This window comes from Selenihalanaerobacter shriftii, assembly GCF_900167185.1.
GTDB lineage: Bacteria > Bacillota > Halanaerobiia > Halobacteroidales > Acetohalobiaceae > Selenihalanaerobacter > Selenihalanaerobacter shriftii.
The window spans coordinates 148,056-167,525 of record NZ_FUWM01000003.1; the positions used below are offsets into that span (position 1 = coordinate 148,056).

At 32.9% G+C, this 19,470-nt stretch carries 22 protein-coding genes and 1 riboswitch; all 22 genes read right to left on the minus strand.

All coding sequences use genetic code 11. From position 1 onward, the window contains the following. Nucleotides 1–9 precede the first annotated feature (9 nt). Complete coding sequence (rsmB, locus tag B5D41_RS00680; RefSeq protein WP_078808672.1) at nucleotides 10–1,356, minus strand: 16S rRNA (cytosine(967)-C(5))-methyltransferase RsmB; 1,347 nt, start codon at nucleotides 1,354–1,356, stop codon at nucleotides 10–12. Between the two features lie 17 nt (nucleotides 1,357–1,373). Continuing rightward, nucleotides 1,374–2,048 carry a DUF6391 domain-containing protein gene (locus B5D41_RS00685; protein WP_078808673.1) on the minus strand — a complete coding sequence of 225 codons (675 nt, stop codon included), beginning with the start codon at nucleotides 2,046–2,048 and terminating at the stop codon, nucleotides 1,374–1,376. Between the two features lies 1 nt (nucleotide 2,049). Beyond that, nucleotides 2,050–2,745 carry a zinc metallopeptidase gene (locus B5D41_RS00690; RefSeq protein ID WP_078808674.1) on the minus strand — a complete coding sequence of 232 codons (696 nt, stop codon included), beginning with the start codon at nucleotides 2,743–2,745 and terminating at the stop codon, nucleotides 2,050–2,052. A gap of 13 nt (nucleotides 2,746–2,758) precedes the next feature. After that, the gene (locus B5D41_RS00695; protein ID WP_078808675.1) at nucleotides 2,759–3,517 is read right to left on the minus strand and encodes a DUF116 domain-containing protein; all 759 of its coding nucleotides are present in this window, start codon (nucleotides 3,515–3,517) and stop codon (nucleotides 2,759–2,761) included. Next, complete coding sequence (fmt, locus tag B5D41_RS00700; RefSeq protein WP_078808676.1) at nucleotides 3,504–4,484, minus strand: methionyl-tRNA formyltransferase; 981 nt, start codon at nucleotides 4,482–4,484, stop codon at nucleotides 3,504–3,506. The genes B5D41_RS00695 and fmt overlap by 14 nt, the downstream gene beginning before the upstream one ends. Before the next feature lie 30 nt (nucleotides 4,485–4,514). Continuing rightward, nucleotides 4,515–4,952, minus strand: a complete 438-nt coding sequence (gene def / locus B5D41_RS00705) for a peptide deformylase (RefSeq protein WP_078808677.1) — start codon at nucleotides 4,950–4,952, stop codon at nucleotides 4,515–4,517. A 52-nt stretch (nucleotides 4,953–5,004) separates the two neighbouring features. Next, a complete protein-coding gene (gene priA, locus B5D41_RS00710) occupies nucleotides 5,005–7,248 on the minus strand; it encodes a primosomal protein N' (protein WP_078808678.1) in 2,244 nt (747 codons plus the stop codon). A 226-nt stretch (nucleotides 7,249–7,474) separates the two neighbouring features. Further along, a complete protein-coding gene (metK, locus tag B5D41_RS00715) occupies nucleotides 7,475–8,665 on the minus strand; it encodes a methionine adenosyltransferase (protein WP_078808809.1) in 1,191 nt (396 codons plus the stop codon). A gap of 78 nt (nucleotides 8,666–8,743) precedes the next feature. Further along, nucleotides 8,744–8,844: riboswitch (SAM riboswitch) on the minus strand. A 144-nt stretch (nucleotides 8,845–8,988) separates the two neighbouring features. Beyond that, a complete protein-coding gene (locus B5D41_RS00720) occupies nucleotides 8,989–9,786 on the minus strand; it encodes an ABC transporter ATP-binding protein (protein WP_078808679.1) in 798 nt (265 codons plus the stop codon). 19 nt (nucleotides 9,787–9,805) lie between these two features. Then, complete coding sequence (locus tag B5D41_RS00725; protein ID WP_078808680.1) at nucleotides 9,806–10,699, minus strand: ABC transporter permease; 894 nt, start codon at nucleotides 10,697–10,699, stop codon at nucleotides 9,806–9,808. Between the two features lie 31 nt (nucleotides 10,700–10,730). Next, the gene (locus tag B5D41_RS00730; protein WP_078808681.1) at nucleotides 10,731–11,738 is read right to left on the minus strand and encodes an ABC transporter substrate-binding protein; all 1,008 of its coding nucleotides are present in this window, start codon (nucleotides 11,736–11,738) and stop codon (nucleotides 10,731–10,733) included. A gap of 322 nt (nucleotides 11,739–12,060) precedes the next feature. Beyond that, nucleotides 12,061–12,498: an S-ribosylhomocysteine lyase gene (locus tag B5D41_RS00735; RefSeq protein WP_078808682.1), complete on the minus strand. Its 438-nt coding sequence runs from the start codon at nucleotides 12,496–12,498 to the stop codon at nucleotides 12,061–12,063. Nucleotides 12,499–12,503: 5 nt separating this feature from the next. Further along, a complete protein-coding gene (gene coaBC / locus B5D41_RS00740) occupies nucleotides 12,504–13,712 on the minus strand; it encodes a bifunctional phosphopantothenoylcysteine decarboxylase/phosphopantothenate--cysteine ligase CoaBC (RefSeq protein WP_143555623.1) in 1,209 nt (402 codons plus the stop codon). A gap of 27 nt (nucleotides 13,713–13,739) precedes the next feature. Beyond that, nucleotides 13,740–13,952 (minus strand): DNA-directed RNA polymerase subunit omega, encoded by a 213-nt coding sequence (gene rpoZ, locus B5D41_RS00745; protein WP_078808684.1) that lies wholly within the window; start codon nucleotides 13,950–13,952, stop codon nucleotides 13,740–13,742. A gap of 25 nt (nucleotides 13,953–13,977) precedes the next feature. Next, the gene (gene gmk, locus B5D41_RS00750) at nucleotides 13,978–14,550 is read right to left on the minus strand and encodes a guanylate kinase (RefSeq protein ID WP_078808685.1); all 573 of its coding nucleotides are present in this window, start codon (nucleotides 14,548–14,550) and stop codon (nucleotides 13,978–13,980) included. 25 nt (nucleotides 14,551–14,575) lie between these two features. After that, nucleotides 14,576–14,818, minus strand: coding sequence for an extracellular matrix/biofilm regulator RemA (remA, locus tag B5D41_RS00755; protein WP_078808686.1), 243 nt, complete (start codon nucleotides 14,816–14,818; stop codon nucleotides 14,576–14,578). Nucleotides 14,819–14,863: 45 nt separating this feature from the next. After that, the gene (locus B5D41_RS00760) at nucleotides 14,864–15,754 is read right to left on the minus strand and encodes a YicC/YloC family endoribonuclease (protein ID WP_078808687.1); all 891 of its coding nucleotides are present in this window, start codon (nucleotides 15,752–15,754) and stop codon (nucleotides 14,864–14,866) included. A gap of 265 nt (nucleotides 15,755–16,019) precedes the next feature. After that, entirely contained in the window at nucleotides 16,020–16,736 is a 717-nt protein-coding gene (gene hisIE / locus B5D41_RS00765) for a bifunctional phosphoribosyl-AMP cyclohydrolase/phosphoribosyl-ATP diphosphatase HisIE (protein ID WP_078808688.1), read from the minus strand. Continuing rightward, complete coding sequence (gene hisF, locus B5D41_RS00770; protein ID WP_078808689.1) at nucleotides 16,733–17,506, minus strand: imidazole glycerol phosphate synthase subunit HisF; 774 nt, start codon at nucleotides 17,504–17,506, stop codon at nucleotides 16,733–16,735. Before hisF ends, hisIE begins: the two co-directional genes overlap by 4 nt. A gap of 3 nt (nucleotides 17,507–17,509) precedes the next feature. After that, a complete protein-coding gene (hisA, locus tag B5D41_RS00775) occupies nucleotides 17,510–18,235 on the minus strand; it encodes a 1-(5-phosphoribosyl)-5-[(5-phosphoribosylamino)methylideneamino]imidazole-4-carboxamide isomerase (protein WP_078808690.1) in 726 nt (241 codons plus the stop codon). Beyond that, nucleotides 18,235–18,843 (minus strand): imidazole glycerol phosphate synthase subunit HisH, encoded by a 609-nt coding sequence (hisH, locus tag B5D41_RS00780; protein ID WP_078808691.1) that lies wholly within the window; start codon nucleotides 18,841–18,843, stop codon nucleotides 18,235–18,237. The genes hisA and hisH overlap by 1 nt, the downstream gene beginning before the upstream one ends. 26 nt (nucleotides 18,844–18,869) lie before the next feature. Further along, complete coding sequence (gene hisB, locus B5D41_RS00785; RefSeq protein ID WP_078808692.1) at nucleotides 18,870–19,454, minus strand: imidazoleglycerol-phosphate dehydratase HisB; 585 nt, start codon at nucleotides 19,452–19,454, stop codon at nucleotides 18,870–18,872. Nucleotides 19,455–19,470 lie beyond the last annotated feature (16 nt).

Genomic DNA, 19,470 nt, shown 5'->3' on the forward strand with positions numbered 1-19,470 from the left:
ACTAATTAATTAAAAATTTCTTTTTAATTTAGCAATAAAGAAACCTTCATTCTCTTTCCACGTTGGTAATAACTGAATACTTCCTTCCTTAATAAATTTAGAAGGAATTCCGAAATCATTAGCTTGAGAAGTTAAATCAACTAAATTAAAATCTGAATTCTTAGCTAAGAATCTATTTAACACCTCTATATTCTCTTTAGCAGCAATAGTACAAGTACTATAAACTAGTTCTCCACCCTTCTTTAAAAACTTACTACCGTTAATTAGTAATTCTAATTGTAATTGACTTAAAGTATGAATATCTTGTGGTTTCTTCTTCCATTTAATCTCTGGCTTCTTACTAATTATCCCTAAACCGGAACAAGGAGCATCAACCAATATCCGATCAAACGATTGATTAAATTCCACCTCTCGACCATCCTGAACTTGAGTAGTAACTATCTGAATCCCTAATCGTTTGCAATTCTCTTTAATTAAATCAATTTTATTTAAATGTAACTCATTAGCCACTATCTCTCCTTGATTATTCATTAATTCAGCTAGATGAGTCGTCTTTCCTCCAGGTGCACTACATAAATCTAAAACTCGTTCTCCTAGTTGAGGCTTTAAAATATGACCAACTAGAATAGAATATAAACCTTGAATATAAAACTCTCCTGCTTTAAAACTATCTAATTTAGATAACCTAGAATAATTACTGACTCTAAATGCTTGAGGTATATCTTTAATTTCTTCTATTTCTAATCCGTTATTAATTAACTTATTCTGTAACTCTTTGCTACTAATCTTTAAAGAGTTTTTTCTAATGATTTTTTCAGGAACTTGATTAAAAGCATTACAAATATCTATAGTTTTTTGAATTCCATACTCTTTAACCCAAGTTTCAACCATCCATTGAGGAAAAGAATACTTAAATCTAATATGCTGTACTGGGTCATCCTTTAAATCTGGAAATTCTATAGAATCTAAATTTCTTAAAATATTTCTTAAAACACCATTAACAAATTTAGCTGCACCTCTATGCTGATACTCTTTAGCCAATTCAACTGTTTCATTACAAGCTACAGGTCCAGGAATCCCATTTAAAAAACGTATTTGATACAATCCTAGTCTTAATATATTTCTAGTCCAGCCATCCATCTTCTTTACTTTACGGTTTGCAAATTGATTTAAGACCCAATCTAAATTATTACGCATTCTTAAGCTACCATAAACTAACTCTGTAGCCAAAGCCCTATCTCTAGATGTTACATCATATTTCTGTAATAAATGATTTAATGTTAAATTAGAATATCCATCTTCTTCATTAACTCGATAGACAGATTCTATAGCAACTTGACGGGCATTCTTCTGCACTAGTTTTTAGCCTCCAATCAATATACCTTTAGCTGGTCAGTTTTAACAAATAGCTTTCGAGGTTGATTTACTACTTTAAATCCTAAAAAGTTGTTAGAACTATTCTTATTATAGACTCCTTCAATTACCATACCTTCAACATTAGCCGAAGTTGTAAGTGATTTCTGGACAAGCTCACCTACTATTGGCCCTAATAAATTAGCCAACACAATAGCTATTAACACATAAATGACAGTAAAATTACCAGTTTTAAATAATAAAAAAAGAAAAATAATTGATGATAATATATTCGCAACAGCTAAACTAGTACCACACTTTCTATGAATAACTAAATTATTTTCTCCATTCTTTAGTCTTCGAAGTCCTTCCTCGGCTGCCTCTCTTAATAGATCTGGTTTAATTATCCCTTTAATGTAAAACCCATTATCTTTTGCTTCTCCTGCTAACTTTTGTTCTCCATATAATTCTTCAATTACATTAATAGTAGCGTGTTCTAATGCATGATTTCTTCTTAATGCTGGATTAAAAGCAATCTTAATAATCTGCTGAGGAGCCGTGAACAAAGTAATTAGTGAATCGAATGTAAATTTATAAGGAATAAATAGAATCATTAATAATAACAAAAAAGCGAACGGAAGCAAAAGTGATGGCAATAAAAATATAATTAGAAAAAGCATTAATAAGTATAACATATTAATCATCATCCAGCATGCCGGCCATCATAATTAATCTTAATAGATGGGCAACAGAGACTAACGCAGCTGCTACATATGTTAAAGCTGCTGCCTTCAAAACTTTCTTAGTCGGCTTTAATTCATCAGATGCTAAATATCCACCGGTTTTTAATAATCTAATAGCTCTAGAACTAGCATTAAATTCTACTGGTAAAGTTACTATTTGAAATAAAACAGCCGCTCCAAAAAGAATTATACCTAATTTTACTAAAAGTGCCGACTTAAAAAAGATAAAACCAAATACAGCTATAGGAAGACCTAATTGTGAACCAAAATTTGCTGCTGGAAATAAGCTATGCCTAATCGTTAACGGTGTATAAGCTACAGCATGCTGAATAGCATGACCAGTTTCGTGTGCCGCAACTCCTAAAGAAGCTATTGACCTACCTTGATATACTTCTGATGATAAACGAACCGTCTTTGATTTTGGATCATAATGATCATTTAATTTTCCACTAGTCTGTTCAACTCTTACATCTTCAAGTCCTTTACGTTTTAAAATATCTTTAGATATTTCAGCACCGGTATATCCTTTGTTAGCAGATACATCCAAATACTTATTAAAAGTAGACTTAACTTTAAACTGCGCATAAAAAGTAAATAAAACAAATGGAATTACAATAATCATAGTAGGGTCATAAAAAGGAAAAAACATAATTACCCCTCCTTTACAAGATTTTATTAATAGTCTCTTCTAACTTATTTAAATCAACTAAAGTATTAACACATGGGCCTTCAGGACGAATATTTACTACTCCTACTACTGGCATTGGATAAACATCTTGAATTCCACTGGCTAAATCGCGTTCACAAGCCACTGCTAGAATAGCTTTAGGCCTTAACTCTTTTACTAACTTTCTAGCTAAAGTGCCACCTGTAGCAATCGCTATATTAATCCCATAATTATCCCTTAATTCTAATATATCTTCTATCTGACATTGACCACATCGTCGGCAATTATCTAAATCATGAGTAACCTTATATTTACAAGTAGCCTTTTGAATACAATGTGGAAGTAACATCAATACTTTATCCGGTTTTATATTCAACCTTTCTGGTTTAACTAACCGATTACTAACTTGAATAAAAGAATTCTGTATCTCTAACTTATCAAACCCCATAAATTTACCTAAATAAATAATTAATGGAAATAAGTATGAAATTACTATTCTAGTCGGTCCATAAAGTATTGAGATTGGTTTCTCTCTTTTTAAAGTAATAATAATTCCTAAAACACCTAGTAAAACGATTAAAGCAAATATACTGATTAATAAAGCCGTAATTAATAATATACCTTGACCAATGCTATTGATTCCTACTAAATTTAGATACCAAATCCCACCTAAAATAACCCCTACTATCAGTAATATTGTCCCTAGTAATCCTAGAAATAATTTTCCGTCTTTATTACGATTAGTCAGTGACATTATACTCCCCACTTAAACTTGGATCAGTTGTTAGCACAGTTCCTTCTTCTAAATTATAACCTCTTAAATAATCATTAGCTGACATCCGTTGTTTATTCTCCGGCTGCACTTCAATCATTAACAACTGTCCTTCTCCGCTCTGTATTATGAATCCTTTTTCAGCTTTTATATCAACAACTGTTCCTGGAATTACTGAGGGTTTAGTTTTAGAATCATAGATTTTACTATTCCAAATCTTTAATCGCTTCCCTTTATGATAAGTATATGCCCCTGGCCAAGGATTCATCCCTCGAATTAAATTTCTTATCTCTTTAGCACTAGCAGTCCAATCAATCAATCCTTCATCTTTTGTGATTTTTTGAGCATAACTAGCTTTGCGATCATCTTGAGGTGTCCTAGGTGCTTTATTTGACTTAATTAATTCTAATGTTTCTATTAAAACATCTGCTCCTAAACCTGCTAATTTATCATGTAAACTTCCTACAGTCTCCTTTTTTGCAATTCCAATTTCTTCTTTTAAAATAATATCACCTGTGTCCAAGCCTTCACCCATATACATTGTAGTAACCCCAGTCTTTTCTTCTCCATTAATAATTACTCGATGTAATGGTCCGGATCCTCGGTATTCAGGTAGTAAAGATGCATGAACATTAATACATCCGAATTCCGGTAATTCTAAAATCTCCTTAGATAAAATTTGTCCATAAGCTATTACGATTATGGTATCTGGGTTTAATTCTTTTAATTGATTAATAGCTTCATCACCATTTATATCTTCTGGCTGTATTACAGGTAAATCAAACTCTAACGCCTTCGCTTTTACCGGTGAAGGCTTTAACTTCTGTCCTCTCCCACGAGGACGATCTGGTTGGGTCACAACTCCTATTACATTAATAAACTCAGTCTTAATCAACTTCTCTAAAGTTGGCACCGAGAAATCAGGAGTCCCCATAAATATAAGATCCATAAAATAAATCCTCCTTTTAGAATACCACAACTATTCTACTTTATCTACAAATAATACACCATCTAAATGGTCAAGTTCATGCTGCAAAGCTCTAGCCAATAAACCCTCAGCCTCGATTTCTACTTCTTTCCCAGCTTGATTTAAACCTTTAATAACTACTTTCTTAGCCCTGCTCACCTTTCCAGACTCTCCTGGAATACTTAAGCATCCTTCCTCATCAATCTCTTGACCTGAGCTTTCCATAAGCTCAGGATTAATTAATTTAATTAAACCCTCACCTATATCAACCACAAAAATCTTTTTGGAAACACCGATTTGAGGTGCTGCTAAACCAACACCATCTGCATCATGCATAGTATCAGCCATATCTTTAAGTAATTTTCTAGTTTTATCAGTAACCTTCTCAACAGACTTGGTTTTAGTCCTTAATACTGGATCTCCAATTTCTCTAATAGGTAAGACTGCCATTCTTATTCCTCCCTCATAAGCTACACCTAAATTATATTTTTTTGTTATATTATTATAACATTTCTATAGGATCAACATCAACAGCAATCGTCACACTTCCTAAATTATTACTATTATCTAATATTTCTAGACCACTTTCATTTAACCTTCTAATTTGATCAAGATTATCACTTTTTAAAATAATTTGCCACCTATAATTACCTCTCAATTTAGCTAAAGGAGCCGGGACTGGTCCCCATACTTCTGCTTTCAACTCTTCTTCTTCAACCTGTTGATTTAAAATAGCCCCTAATTTATTAGCTATTCTACCAACTTCTACTTCATCTTCACCTTTAATAGTTAGATTAATTAAATTAGAAAAAGGAGGATAATTTAACTTTTCTCTAAAATTAATCTCTAAATCATAAAATGCTTCATAATTATGCTCTTTAGCCAATTGAATACTGTAATGATCAGAATTATATGTCTGAATAATTACTTCTCCTGTAACCTCTCCTCTTCCTGTTCTACCTGCCACCTGTGTCAGTAATTGAAATGTATGCTCAGCAGCTCTAAAATCTGGAAAATTCAAAGTGATATCCGCAGTAATCACTCCTACTAAGGTTACATTAACAAAATCATGTCCTTTAGCAATCATCTGAGTTCCCAATAGAATATCCGCATCTTGATTTTTAAATTCATCTATAATTGCTTGATGGGAACCTTTCCGAGTAGTAGTGTCAACATCCATGCGTAAAATACGAGCAGTGGGAAATTCATCTTTTGCTGCCTCTTCTACTTTCTGAGTTCCTACACCAAAATATTTTATGTACCGACTCTGACATTGAGGACATATATCAGGAACTTTCTTCCGATGATCACAATAATGACAACGCAATGATACTTGATCAGCATGATATGTTAGAGAAACATCACAATTAGGACATTCTAATACAAAACCACATTCTCGACAGAGAACAAATGTTGAAAATCCTCGTCTATTTAAAAATAGTATTATTTGTTCATTTTTAGCTAACCTGTCTTCAATAGCAGTTGCTAATGGCTTACTAAACATGCTTCTATTATCAGCCTTTAACTCTTCTCGCATATCTATTACTTCAACTGGAGGTAAAGGTTTATCATCTATTCGCTTACTTAAATTAGCAAATTCGTGCTCACCTTCTTGAACTCGATAATATGTTTCTAATGCTGGCGTTGCAGTTCCTAGAATAACCATTGCTTCATTTAATTCTGCCCTTTTAGTAGCTACATCTCTAGTTTGATATTTAGGATGAGAACTCTGTTTATATGAAGTTTCATGTTCTTCATCAATAATTATTAACCCTAAATTATTAAAAGGAGCAAAAACAGCAGACCTAGCTCCTACTACTACTTTAGCTTTCCCCTTTTTCATTCTCAGCCATTCATCATATCTTTCTCCATTTGAAAGCCGACTATGATAGATAGCAACTTGTCTTCCAAATCTTCCTTTAAACCTCTCAACCGTCTGAGGAGTTAAAGAAATTTCTGGAATTAATACAATAGCTTCTTCTCCTTCATCTAATACTTTAGATATTGCTTGTAAATATACTTCTGTCTTTCCACTTCCAGTTACACCTTTTAATAACATAGTACTAGCTTCAGATTGATTAAGTAATTTTTCTGCTTTATTTAAAGCCTTTCGTTGTTCTTGATTTAAGGTTAAAGGATTAGTAGAATCAAAATCAACTTCTGAATAAGGATTTCTTCTAACGTCTACTTCTTCATATCTAATTAATCCCTTCTCATATAGACGTCTTATGGTTCCGGAAGTAGTATTAACTGCCTTAGCTAGAGTACTCGTTCTTAAATGCCCCCCTTGATTTTCCATTAAATATTGCAAAACTTCTTTCTGTTTATAGGCCCTACTACTCATTTCCGCTAATTTCTCTTTCATTTTAGGCAAAGAATATTTCAGCTTAACTATTCTCTTTTCTTTCTTCTTTCTTTGTCCTGAAGGAATAACACATTTTAAAGCAGTAATTAAATGGGACTGATAATAATTTGCCATCCACTCAGCTAACTTCAAAATTTCTTCGTTAAAAAGCGATAAATAACTTGTTAACTTTATTATCTCTTTTATATTCTTTATATCAGTCTCTATTTTATCCATTAATCCAACTACATAACCGGTTAAACTTCGATTCCCAAATGGAACTTTAACTTCATAACCAATCTCAATTTCTTTTCTTAACTCCACTGGAATCGCATAAGTAAAAGGCTTATCTACTTCACTAACCGGTAAGTCTACAACTACTTTTGCATACTTACACTCCATCTTTTTTTGCCACCTTCTCCTAAACTGCTTAATTCTTACAACTATTATTATTCAAGACCTAACCCAATATTCCTTTAAAAAGATGCAAAGAGACCATTAGTTATATTTATCCAAAAGCTCATTTATCTATTGATTTGATATGTTAAAAAGCTAGACACAATAAGTGCCTAGCTTTATGTTATAAAAATCTAAACTTTTTTCTATTTAAATCATTATTCATTATCTTCTACAATCCTGCTTCTTTTTTTAAAATATCTGCTTTATCTGTTCTTTCCCATGGCAAATCTAAATCATTACGTCCAAAATGACCGTAAGCAGCTACATCTTGATATATAGGTTGTCTCAATTCTAACTCTTTAATAATCTGAGCTGGACGTAAATCAAAATGTTTTTGAATTAGATCTTCAACAACTTCCTCATCAACTTTAGATGTGCCAAATGTATCTACCATAACAGAAACTGGAGATGCAACTCCAATAGCATAAGCCAACTGCACCTCACATTTATCAGCTAAACCAGCTGCTACCACATTTTTAGCTACATAGCGAGAGGCATAAGCCGCTGATCTATCTACCTTCGTTGGATCCTTACCAGAAAACGCTCCACCACCATGACGAGCTGTTCCTCCATATGTATCAACAATAATCTTTCTTCCAGTTAAGCCTACATCTCCTTTAGGCCCACCAATTACGAAACGTCCGGTTGGATTTACTAAATATTTAGTCTCACTATCTAACATATCTTTAGAGATAATCGGCTTAACAACCTTAGAAATAATATCCCTTTCAATCTGTTCTAATGAGACATCAGCTTTATGTTGAGTAGAGACTACCACAGTATCTACTCTTACTGGCTTGTCTCCTTCATACTCAATAGTAACCTGAGTCTTTCCATCCGGACGTAAGTAAGGCAAAACTTCTTCTTTTCTTACCTCTGCTAATTTTCTAGCTAGTTTGTGAGCTAGAGTAATCGGTAATGGCATTAATTCTTCAGTTTCATTACTAGCATAACCAAACATTAACCCTTGATCTCCAGCTCCTAATTCCTCCTCTTCTTCAGCTAGCCCTTCTTTTGCTTCTAAAGCCTCATCTACTCCCATAGCAATATCAGGTGACTGCTCATCAATAGAAGTCAAAATAGCACATGTACCCGCATCAAATCCATACTTAGCATTAGTATAACCAATCTCCTTCACTTTTTTACGAGCAACTTTGGGAATATCAACATAACAATCTGTTGATATTTCTCCAGAAATCAAAACCATACCAGTAGTTACTAATGTCTCACAAGCAACTCGAGCCTGAGGATCTTGACTAAAAATAGCATCTAAAACTGCATCAGAAATTTGATCAGCAACTTTATCAGGATGTCCCTCAGTTACTGATTCTGATGTAAATAAATAATGATTATTGGACATTATATCACCTCTTAATTTAAATGGATTCATTATAAATAAAAAATTCTCTCCTTATTGGAGAGATATTTAAAAAACATTACTACATCTCTCAAGATACTCTTGCAGGAATTAGCACCATGCACTGCTGCGCTGGTTGCCGGGTTTCCTAGGGCCTGTCCCTCCACCACTCTTGATGTTACTAAATATTCATTTTAAAATACAATATTATGTTAACATATCCAATATTAGTTGTCAATTAATATCTTGTTAAATTAACCTTTGCTTTCTTCTAATAAAGAAGAGAGACTCTATTAGTCTCCCCTTAATTCCTTTCATTTATAAAATTATTGTGCTAATAAAATTCGATCATTCATCAATTCCTCACCTTTAGCTTGAGCAAATTTATCTAATAAATCATCTACTGTTAAATGTTTTCTTTCTGGATTCTTAATATCCAATACTATTTCCCCATTATCCATCATAATAGTTCTATTACCTAAATTTAATGCTTGATTTAAATCATGAGTTACCATTAATACAGTTAAACTATGCTTAACTACTATACTTTTAGTCAAATCAATTACTTGTTGAGCAGTCTTAGGATCTAAAGCAGCTGTATGTTCATCTAATAATAAAACCTTTGGTTTAGCAATAGTAGCCATTAATAAAGTTAAAGATTGACGCTGCCCTCCAGATAATAATCCAACCTTATCTGTCAATCTATCCTCAAGACCTAATCCTAATAGACTCAAATATTCTTTAAACTCGTCTCTTCTTTCTTTATTTACTCCGATCCCCAATCCGCGCTTTTTGCCTCTAGCTGCTGCCATAGCTAAATTCTCTTCAATAGACATAGTCGCTGCAGTACCTTGTAAAGGGTCTTGAAAGACACGACCTATTAAACCAGCTCTCTTATAATCTGGCATATTTGTTACATCTTTATCATCTACTTGAATATTTCCTGCATCTATTCTAAAGCTACCTGCAATCGAATTTAAAAGGGTAGACTTTCCTGCACCATTACTACCGATAATAGTTACAAAATCACCGGTTCTTAATTCTAAATCTACACCTTTTAAAGCCACATTTTCGTTAACCGTACCACGATTAAAAATTTTACGAATCCCGTTTACTTTTAAAATTTCAGCTCACCTCCTAAAATCATGATGTACCTTTCGATAAAAAATTAAGTTTAAAATCTTCTTTTATAGTTGGAGCTGATAAAGCAGTAATTACTAAAACAGCCGTAACAATTTTCAAATCTGTAGGTGCAAAACCTAATCTTAATGCTGTAGTAATTGCTAAACGATATAGCAATGAACCACCAATAACACTTATAGTAGCTAAAATAATTCTTCGACTGCTAAAAATTACTTCTCCAATAATCACAGAAGCTAAGCCTATAATAATCATTCCAATTCCCATTCCAACATCAGCAAAACCTTGATATTGAGCTACTAAGGAACCAGATAAGGCTACTAAACCATTAGATAATGCTAATCCTAAAATGGTCATTGAATCCGTATTTACTCCCATACTTCGAATCATTTGTGGATTATCTCCGGTTGCTCTCAAAGCTAAACCTAATTCTGTATGCAAGAACCAATCAACCATAAACTTTATAACTAAAACTATGACTAAAAAGAATATTCCTGCTTGCCATTCTCCATTTAAGCTTATTGCATCTAATTTAGTTAGGATGGTCTCCTGATTAAGTAATGGAATATTAGCTCTACCCATAATTCGTAAATTAATCGAATATAAAGCAGTCATAGTTAAAATTCCTGATAAAAGCCCAGTAATCTTTAATTTTGTATTCAAAAAACCAGTAATACTTCCAGCTAATGCTCCAAATAAGACTGCTGCTAATGTAGCAACTATTGGATCTACTCCGTCAATAATTAGCTTAGCAGTAATGGCAGCTCCTAAGGGGAAACTCCCATCTACCGTTAAATCCGGAAAATCTAAAATCCTAAATGTTAAATAGACTCCTAAAGCCATAACACCATAAACTAGCCCTTGTTCTATTGATCCTAATGCTACACTCAATAGCATAACCTAACACTCCAATCTGCACTTAATTTAATTATTTATTATTTAAGACTTCTTTTGCGTTATCTAAAATTTCCTGGGGAATAGATACATTCATCTTTTCGGCTGCATCTTTATTAATAATTAACTCAGTCGTCTTTAAGTACTCAATCGGCATCTGCGCTGGATCTGCTCCTTTAATTACTTTAACTGCCATCTCACCAGTCTGCTTTCCTAACTTATAATAATTAATCCCTATAGTTGCTAAAGCTCCACGCTCAACCATGCCTTCTTCTCCGACAACCAAAGGTAAATCCTCTTCACTTGCTACTTTTACTACAGCTTCTATAGCAGAAGCAACTGTATTATCTGTAGGAACATAAAATGCATCTACTTTCCCTATTAATGTCTGAGTAGCCTGTAATACATCACTAGTAGTACTAACTGTACCATTTTCTAAATTTAAACCTAAATCTTTAGCTGCTTTTTCAGCTATTTTAGCCTGAACCACTGAGTTAGTTTCTCCAGCATTATATATAATTCCTATATTTTGAATATTAGGTTTAATCTTCTTTAGTAATTGTAACTGTTTGCGAACCGGTGTTAAGTCACTAGTTCCTGTTACATTAGTCCCTGGCCTCTTTAAATTCTTAACTAAACCAGCAGCTTTAGGATCTGTTACCGCTGTAATTAGAATCGGAATGTCTGAAGTAACATTAGCTGCTGCTTGCGCTGTTGGAGTAGCAATAGCCAAAATCATATCTACCTGATTATTCTTGAACTGCTTGGCGATAGTTTGAGCTGTAGACATATCTCCTTGGGCATTCTGATAATCATAAACCACATCTTCTCCTTCTTTATAGCCTTGTTTTGTCAAGGAATCAATAAAACCTTTTCTAGCTGCATCCAAAGCTGGATGTTCTACTATCTGTATAATTCCAATCTTTAATTTATCATTACTTGTTTCTGTATCTTTACTCTGTTGACCACAACCTGTTATAACTAAAGCTAATGTCAAAATCAAAACTACAAAAGTCAATCGGTTCCTAACTAAATTTCTCATCTACTCTTCACCTCTTTTAAAATATTTTTAAAATAAAAAAAGCACTCCTAGTCGGAGTGCTTTAATATGCATAAATTACCTATATATGCTGCAAATTTCCTATACAAAAGTATAGATACTAGCACACATAAGTTATCTCCCACTGTAATAACCATTCTACCCTTTTTATTAAACAACTACTAACTCACCTACAAGTTCTACAAACTCTACATACCTACTAAAACTTACCTTCATCTACTAGTCTACCTGTAAATCATTTAACTTCCTACACTATAAATTATAACTTAATTTTTGTTAAAAGTCAATTGCAATTAATCACTTATTATTTAAACTTTTTTAAAACATCACTAGCATATTCTTTAGCACCAAATAATGAATGATCTCGATAATTACCACATTCTTTAGCAGTAGTAGCTGGAACTTCTTCAGTTTCTAAAATTTGAGTTAAAGAATCCGTTAATGTATTCTCAACCTTTTCTACTGTAGGCTCACCTACTACTATTAAATAAAAACCTGTTCTACATCCCATTGGAGAAATATCAACAATGTTATCTATCTTCTCTCGCATATATCCAGCTAATAGATGTTCTAAAGTATGCATTGGTGCTGTAGAAATAGCATCTTCATTAGGCTGTCTTAATCTCAAATCATACTTTTGAATAATATCTCCTTTAGGAGTCTCTATTCTACCAGCTTTACGCACATAAGGAGCCTCAACTTTGGTATGATCTAACTGAAAACTTTCTACTTCAATATCCATCCTGTTCACTCCCCTTTTAAATACTGATTAACTTTATCTAATAATCTAGTAGCTACTTCTCTTTTAGATAAATTAGGTAACTCTACCTCTTCATCTTCACTAATTATTATTACTTGATTAGTGTCAGAAGCAAACCCTGCATCTTTAGCAGTAATATCATTAGCTACAATTAAATCTATATTTTTCTTTATTAATTTCTCTTTAGCATTAGCTTTTAATTTTTCAGATTCTGCTGCAAATCCTACTAAAACCTTATCTCCTTTAACCTTTCCTAATTCTGCTAAAATATCTGGATTCCTCTCTAATTTTAGAGTTAAATTAGAGTCACTCTTCTTAATCTTATTACTTTCTCTAACCTCTGGACGATAATCAGCTACAGCTGCTGCTTTAATAATCACATCTTGACTATCTTCTTCTTTCATAACTGCTTGATACATCTCTTGAGCCGTCTGAACCTTAATTATTTCAACATTTTGAGGAGCATCCAATGAAGTAGGTGCTGTAACTAAAGTTACTTCTGCACCTCGTTTAGCAGCTTCACTAGCAATTTTATATCCCATCTTACCTGTAGAATAATTTCCTATATATCGTACTGGATCTAAGGGCTCTTGAGTACCACCAGCTGTTACTAAAATTTTCTTATCAGCCAGATCCTCCTCTAATCTTATCTGTTTAGCTAAATAAGTTACTATCTCTTTTGGTTCTGGCAACCTACCTTTTCCTTCTACTCCACAAGCTAAATAACCAGAAGCTGCTTCAATGATTTGATATCCTAGCTTAGACAATTCTTCTAAATTATCTTGAACTATATGGTTATTATACATATTCTCATTCATTGCTGGAGCTAAAACTACCGGTGCAGTAGTTGCCATTACAGTGGTGGATAACATATCATCTGCAATACCATTGGCTATCTTACCAATAATATTGGCTGTAGCCGGTGCAATTACAAATATATCTGCCTTTTGTGCTAAGGCTATATGCTTAACATCCCACTCTTTAGGTTCTGCAAACATATCAACTATTACTGGATTATGGCTTAAAGAACGAAAACTAAGTGGCTGAACAAATTCTGTAGCCGACTTAGTCATAATTACATCTACCTCTGCTCCTAACTTCTTTAGTCTACTTACCACCTCTAAAGACTTATAAGCAGCAATCCCTCCGGTAACTCCTAATACAATATTTTTATTTTCTAATCTTGTTTTTAACATATTATCACTCTTCATATTATTGATTTATTACTTTTCTTCGTCGTCGACAGGTATATACTTTAATCTATCTGCTAAAATTTCCTCTAAAGCATGTGAAACCGGCTTACTAGCTTTACACTCTATTACTGGTTCTTCATCATCAGAATTTAATTGTCGACCTCTTTTAGCCGCCTGAATAACTAAAGTATACTCATCATTAGTCTTTTCTAATAATTTATCCACTGGTGGATAAGCTAACATTCTATATCATCCTCCTTAAAAATAATTAATCTACTTTACATCTTTCAGCAATAATAATAGCTTTTAACTTCTTAACAGCTTTTTCTATTTCATCATTAACAATAATATAATCATAATCCTCTACCTTTTTCATTTCCTTACTAGCATTTTCCATTCTAACCTCAATTGATTCTTGACTATCTGTGCCTCTTTTATAAATTCTAGACTCCAACTCCTTTAAAGATGGTGGAGCTAAAAAAACAAATACTCCATACTCATATTTTTCTTTAACTTGAGCTGCGCCTTGAATATCTATCTCTAAAATCACATCTTGTTCTGTATTTAAAGTTTCTTCTACATAACTCTTTGGTGTACCATAATAATTACCATGTACTTTAGCCCATTCTATTAATTCATTATTTTCTATCATTTCGCTAAACTTCTCTTTTGAAACAAAGAAATAATCTATTCCGTCCCTTTCTCCAGGACGTGGCTGACGAGTAGTTACAGAAATGGAATAGGCTATATCCTGATACTTACCCATCAACGCATCAATTACAGTCCCTTTACCTACTGCTGAGGGACCTGATAATATTAATAATTTTCCTTTCCTAGCCATTTATAATTCGCTCCTCCTACTAACTTTATTCATCACCTAAACGTTGTGATACAGTTTCTGGTTGAACAGCAGATAAAATGATATGGTCACTATCTGTAATTACAACTGCTCTAGTTCTTCTGCCATATGTAGCATCAACTAACATTCCTCTATCCCTAGCTTCTTGAATTATCCTTTTAATAGGAGCAGATTCTGGGCTAACAATAGCAATAATTCGATTAGCAGCTACAATATTACCAAAACCAATATTAATTAATTCAACTTTCATATCTAAATTCCTCCTTCTATAATTAAAACTAAATTATATATTTAATTATTCTATATTTTGTACTTGTTCTCTTATTTTATCCACTTCACTCTTTAAATCAATAATATAACTACTAACTTCAGAATCACTTATTTTAGAACCAATTGTATTAATCTCTCTATGCATCTCTTGAGCAATAAAATCCAACTTTCTGCCTACTGGTTTTTCAATATCTAAATCTAATGTTTCCCTAAATTGCTCTAAATGACTCTTAATCCTTACTATCTCTTCTGTAACGTTACTTTTATCAGCAATTATAGCTACCTCAGTGGTCAATCGTTCTTCTTCAATCCCAACATCAATATTATTCAATAATTCATTAATTCTATCTTGCAATTTAGCTTTGTGCTCAGTAACCATCTTAGGAATTCTATCTTCTATTTTATTAACTAACTCCTTAATCATTTCTAATCTATGTATAAAGTCAGTAAAAAGTTCTTCTCCTTCTCTACTTTTCATTTCTGTCAACTTATTTAAGGCCTCTTGTGTCACTCTTTTAACTTTAGGCCATATTTCTTCTATATCCTTGTCCACCTCTTCCACTTCTAATATATCAGAAAACTGCAATAATAATCCAACCTCTAATTCTCCTGCTAAATTAAATTCATTCTGTAAATTCTGTAAGGAATCTATATATTCTTTAGCAATTCCTTTATTAACTTTTACTTTTACTCCTTGCTCTTCTTTACTTTTGATCTTTAAAGAGTAATTTACTCTGCCACGACCTATTCCTTCTTTTAAAAGCCCATTAATTTTAGGCTCTAATGCTGATAGTTCATCTGAAATATGTAAATAGAGCTTACGATACTTATGGTTAACAGATTTTAATTCAACTATAACACTATCCCCATCAATTTCTAATTGACCTCGACCATAACCGGTCATACTTCTAATCATCTGTATTATTCACCTCTTTTATAAATCACAACTAGTCCTGAAGTAATATTTCTAGATAACGCCTAATATTCCTCTTTAATAATAAAATATCCCATTTTTTAATAAATTATGAGTCATTTTAGTAATTAAATTAATTTATAAGTATAAATTAATACAGCTATTTATTAATATAACATTCTTTATTAATTAATGCAAGAAAAGAAAATTAAAAAGGTAACCTTAATATTAAGGCTACCTTTTATCTAATAAATAGAACTATATTTGTTTACCTTCCAAATCTATCTGCCAATTCATCATAAATTTGATTTAAACTAATTTGATGATAATTCAATAATACTAATAAATGGTATACTAAGTCTGATATTTCATAAATAATCTCATCAGTTTCTTCATTTTTAGAAGCAATAATTACTTCAGCTGCTTCTTCTCCAATCTTCTTTAAAATTTTGTCTAATCCTTCATCAAATAGATAACAAGTATATGAATCTTCAACTGGATTCTGCTTACGGTCTAAAACTACTTGATAAATTTCTTGTAAAATTTGAGGTAACTTGCCTTGATCTACTAATTCGTTCTTTTCTACCGCCTCTGTTTCGTCTTGATTTTCATATACTTGTTCAGGTTTAAATACTTTCTCATCAATAACCTCAAATTCTGCTTCATCATTTAAACTGCGATAAAAACAAGAGTAATAGCCATTATGACAAGCACCACCAGTCTGTTTTGCTTTAATTAATAAAGTATCTCCATCACAATCAGTAGAGATCTCCTCAACTTGTTGATGATGTCCTGAAGTCTCACCTTTTTTCCATAATTTTTGACGACTCCTACTCCAAAACCAAGTATATCCAGTTGTAATAGTCTTATTTAACGCCTCCTCATTCATATACGCCATCATTAAGACTTGATCATTATCAACATCTTGAACAATAGCTGGAAGCAAACCATCTTCATTAAATTCTAAGTCTGCTAAATACTTCATAACCTTACCACTACCCCCTCTTCTTTTAAATATTCTTTAACTTCTTTAATTGAATATTCATCAAAATGAAAAATTGAAGCTGCTAAAGCTGCATCGGCTTCTCCTTCAGTAAAAGCTTTTAGAATATCATTAGGTCCCCCTGCACCTCCCGAAGCAATAACTGGAATATCTAAATTACTAGAAATATCATAATTTAATTGATTATCATAACCATCTTTCGTCCCATCTCCATCCATACTAGTCAATAGAATTTCTCCAGCTCCTAGTTCCTCAACTTTTTTAGCCCACTCTAGGGCATTTAATCCAGTTGGCTTACGTCCTCCATGAATATATACTTCCCATTCTGGATTATCATCTGAACTACCTTCTTTACGCTTTGCATCGATTGCCACTACTATACATTGACTCCCAAACCTCTTAGCTCCTTTTGCAATTAAATCTGGTTCCTTAACAGCAGCTGAATTAATTGAAATCTTATCCGCTCCCGCTTTTAAAAGTTGCCGCATATCATCTATAGTACGAATCCCTCCACCTATAGTAAAAGGAATAAAAACCTCTTCCGATGTCCGCTGAACCACATCAATCATGGTCTCTCTCTTTTCAGACGACGCTGTAATATCTAAAAATACTAATTCATCTGCGCCTGCTTTATCATAAAAGGAAGCTAACTCTACTGGATCTCCAGCATCTCTAATATCTACAAAATTAACTCCTTTCACTACCCGACCTTTATCTACATCAAGACAAGGGATTATTCGTTTAGCTAACATAATCTACACCTCCATAACCGCAATTGCTTCTTCTAAATCTAAACTTTCACTATAGAGTGCCTTTCCAGTAATGACCCCTTTCACTCCAGACTCCTCTATCTTTTGTAATTCTTTAATATCTTTTAACTTAGATACTCCACCGGAAGCAATTACATTTAATCCAGTCTCCTCAGCTAATTTTTTAGTACTATCTATATTTAGTCCACTGAGCGTACCATCTTTACTTATATCGGTAAAGACAACCCATTCTATCCCTCTAGCTTTCATAGCTTGACCTAGTTCAATAATAGTAGTATTAGAAGTCTCTAACCAACCTTCTGTTGCTACATAACCATCTTTAGCATCAATCCCTACCACTATTGCTTCTGCACCAAACTTTTCTATAGCAGTTACTACTAAATCGGGGTTTTCTATAGCTGCTGTTCCTATGATGACTCGCTGCACACCGATGTTTAAATAGTTTTGAATTGTTTCTAAATTTCTAATCCCACCACCTACTTGAACAGGTAAACTAACTTCATTTATTATCTCTGAAATTAGTTCTAAATTCTGTGGTTTACCATCTAAAGCTCCATCTAAATCAACAATATGTAATCTAGTAGCACCTTTACTAGCCCACAATTTGGCCATCTCCAAAGGTTCACCATATACTGTCTCTTTTTCAAAATCCCCTTTATATAATCTTACACATTGTCCATTACGAATATCTATTGCTGGAATAACCTCCATTATATCAACTCCCCAAAATTACGTAAAATCTGTAGTCCTTCTTTACTGCTCTTTTCCGGATGATACTGTACAGCATATATATTATCCTTTTGGATACTAGACACAAATTCAATTCCATAATCAGTAGTAGTAGCAATCACTGATTTATCCTCTGGTATAACATAATAAGAATGAACAAAGTATTGAAAGAAATCAGTATCCAAATTTTTAAATAAATCAGTTTCTTTCTTTATTTCCAGCTGATTCCAACCCATATGAGGAATTTTTTTATCTAGATTATCTGGAAATTTAACTACCTGTCCAGAAATAATATCTAAACCTTCCTGTTTTCCCCACTCTTCACTAGTAGAAAAAAGCAAATGCAGACCTAAACAGATTCCTAAGAAAGGAATTTCCTTTTTAACTACTTCTTTAATTACTTGAATCAATCCTGCAGACTTTAGATTCTCCATAGCATCACCAAAAGCTCCTACTCCTGGCAATACTACACCATCTGCTTTTAATATTTCTTCAGGATCAGAAGTAATCTGAGCTGTAAAGCCTACTTTCTCAAATCCTTTCTGAACACTACGTAAATTTCCCATACCGTAATCTATAATTTTAATCATAAACTCACCTCGTTATCTGTTATCTATTAAAGTTTTCCTTTAGTAGACATAACTCCTGTAATTCTTTCATCTTGCTCTACTGCCCTTCTTAAAGCTCTACCTAATGCTTTAAATGCAGCTTCAATAATATGATGAGTATTCTCTCCTGCCAATTGACGTAAATGTAGAGTAACTCTACCATTTACAGTCAAGGCCCTCATAAATTCTAATACTAGCTCTGTATCAAAATCTCCTACTTTCGCTTTAAAAAGTTCTAAATCATAAGCCAAATATGATCTACCACTTAAATCTAACGAAGCCAAAACTAAAGCTTCATCCATTGGAACATGTTCTGTACCATATCTGTTTATACCTGCTTTATCGCCAACTGCCTTATCAATAACCTTACCTAAACAGATTCCAATATCTTCAACAGTATGATGAGCATCTATTTCTAAATCACCTTTAGCCTTTAATTCTAAATCGAATAATCCATGTTTAGCAAACAAATCTAACATATGGTCTAAAAATGAAACCCCTGTATCAATTTCTCGACTACCTTGCCCATCTAGGTTAAGCATTATTTCAATTTCAGTCTCTGAAGTCTTTCTTACAACCTCTGCTCTTCTCATTCTAATCTCCCTTTCC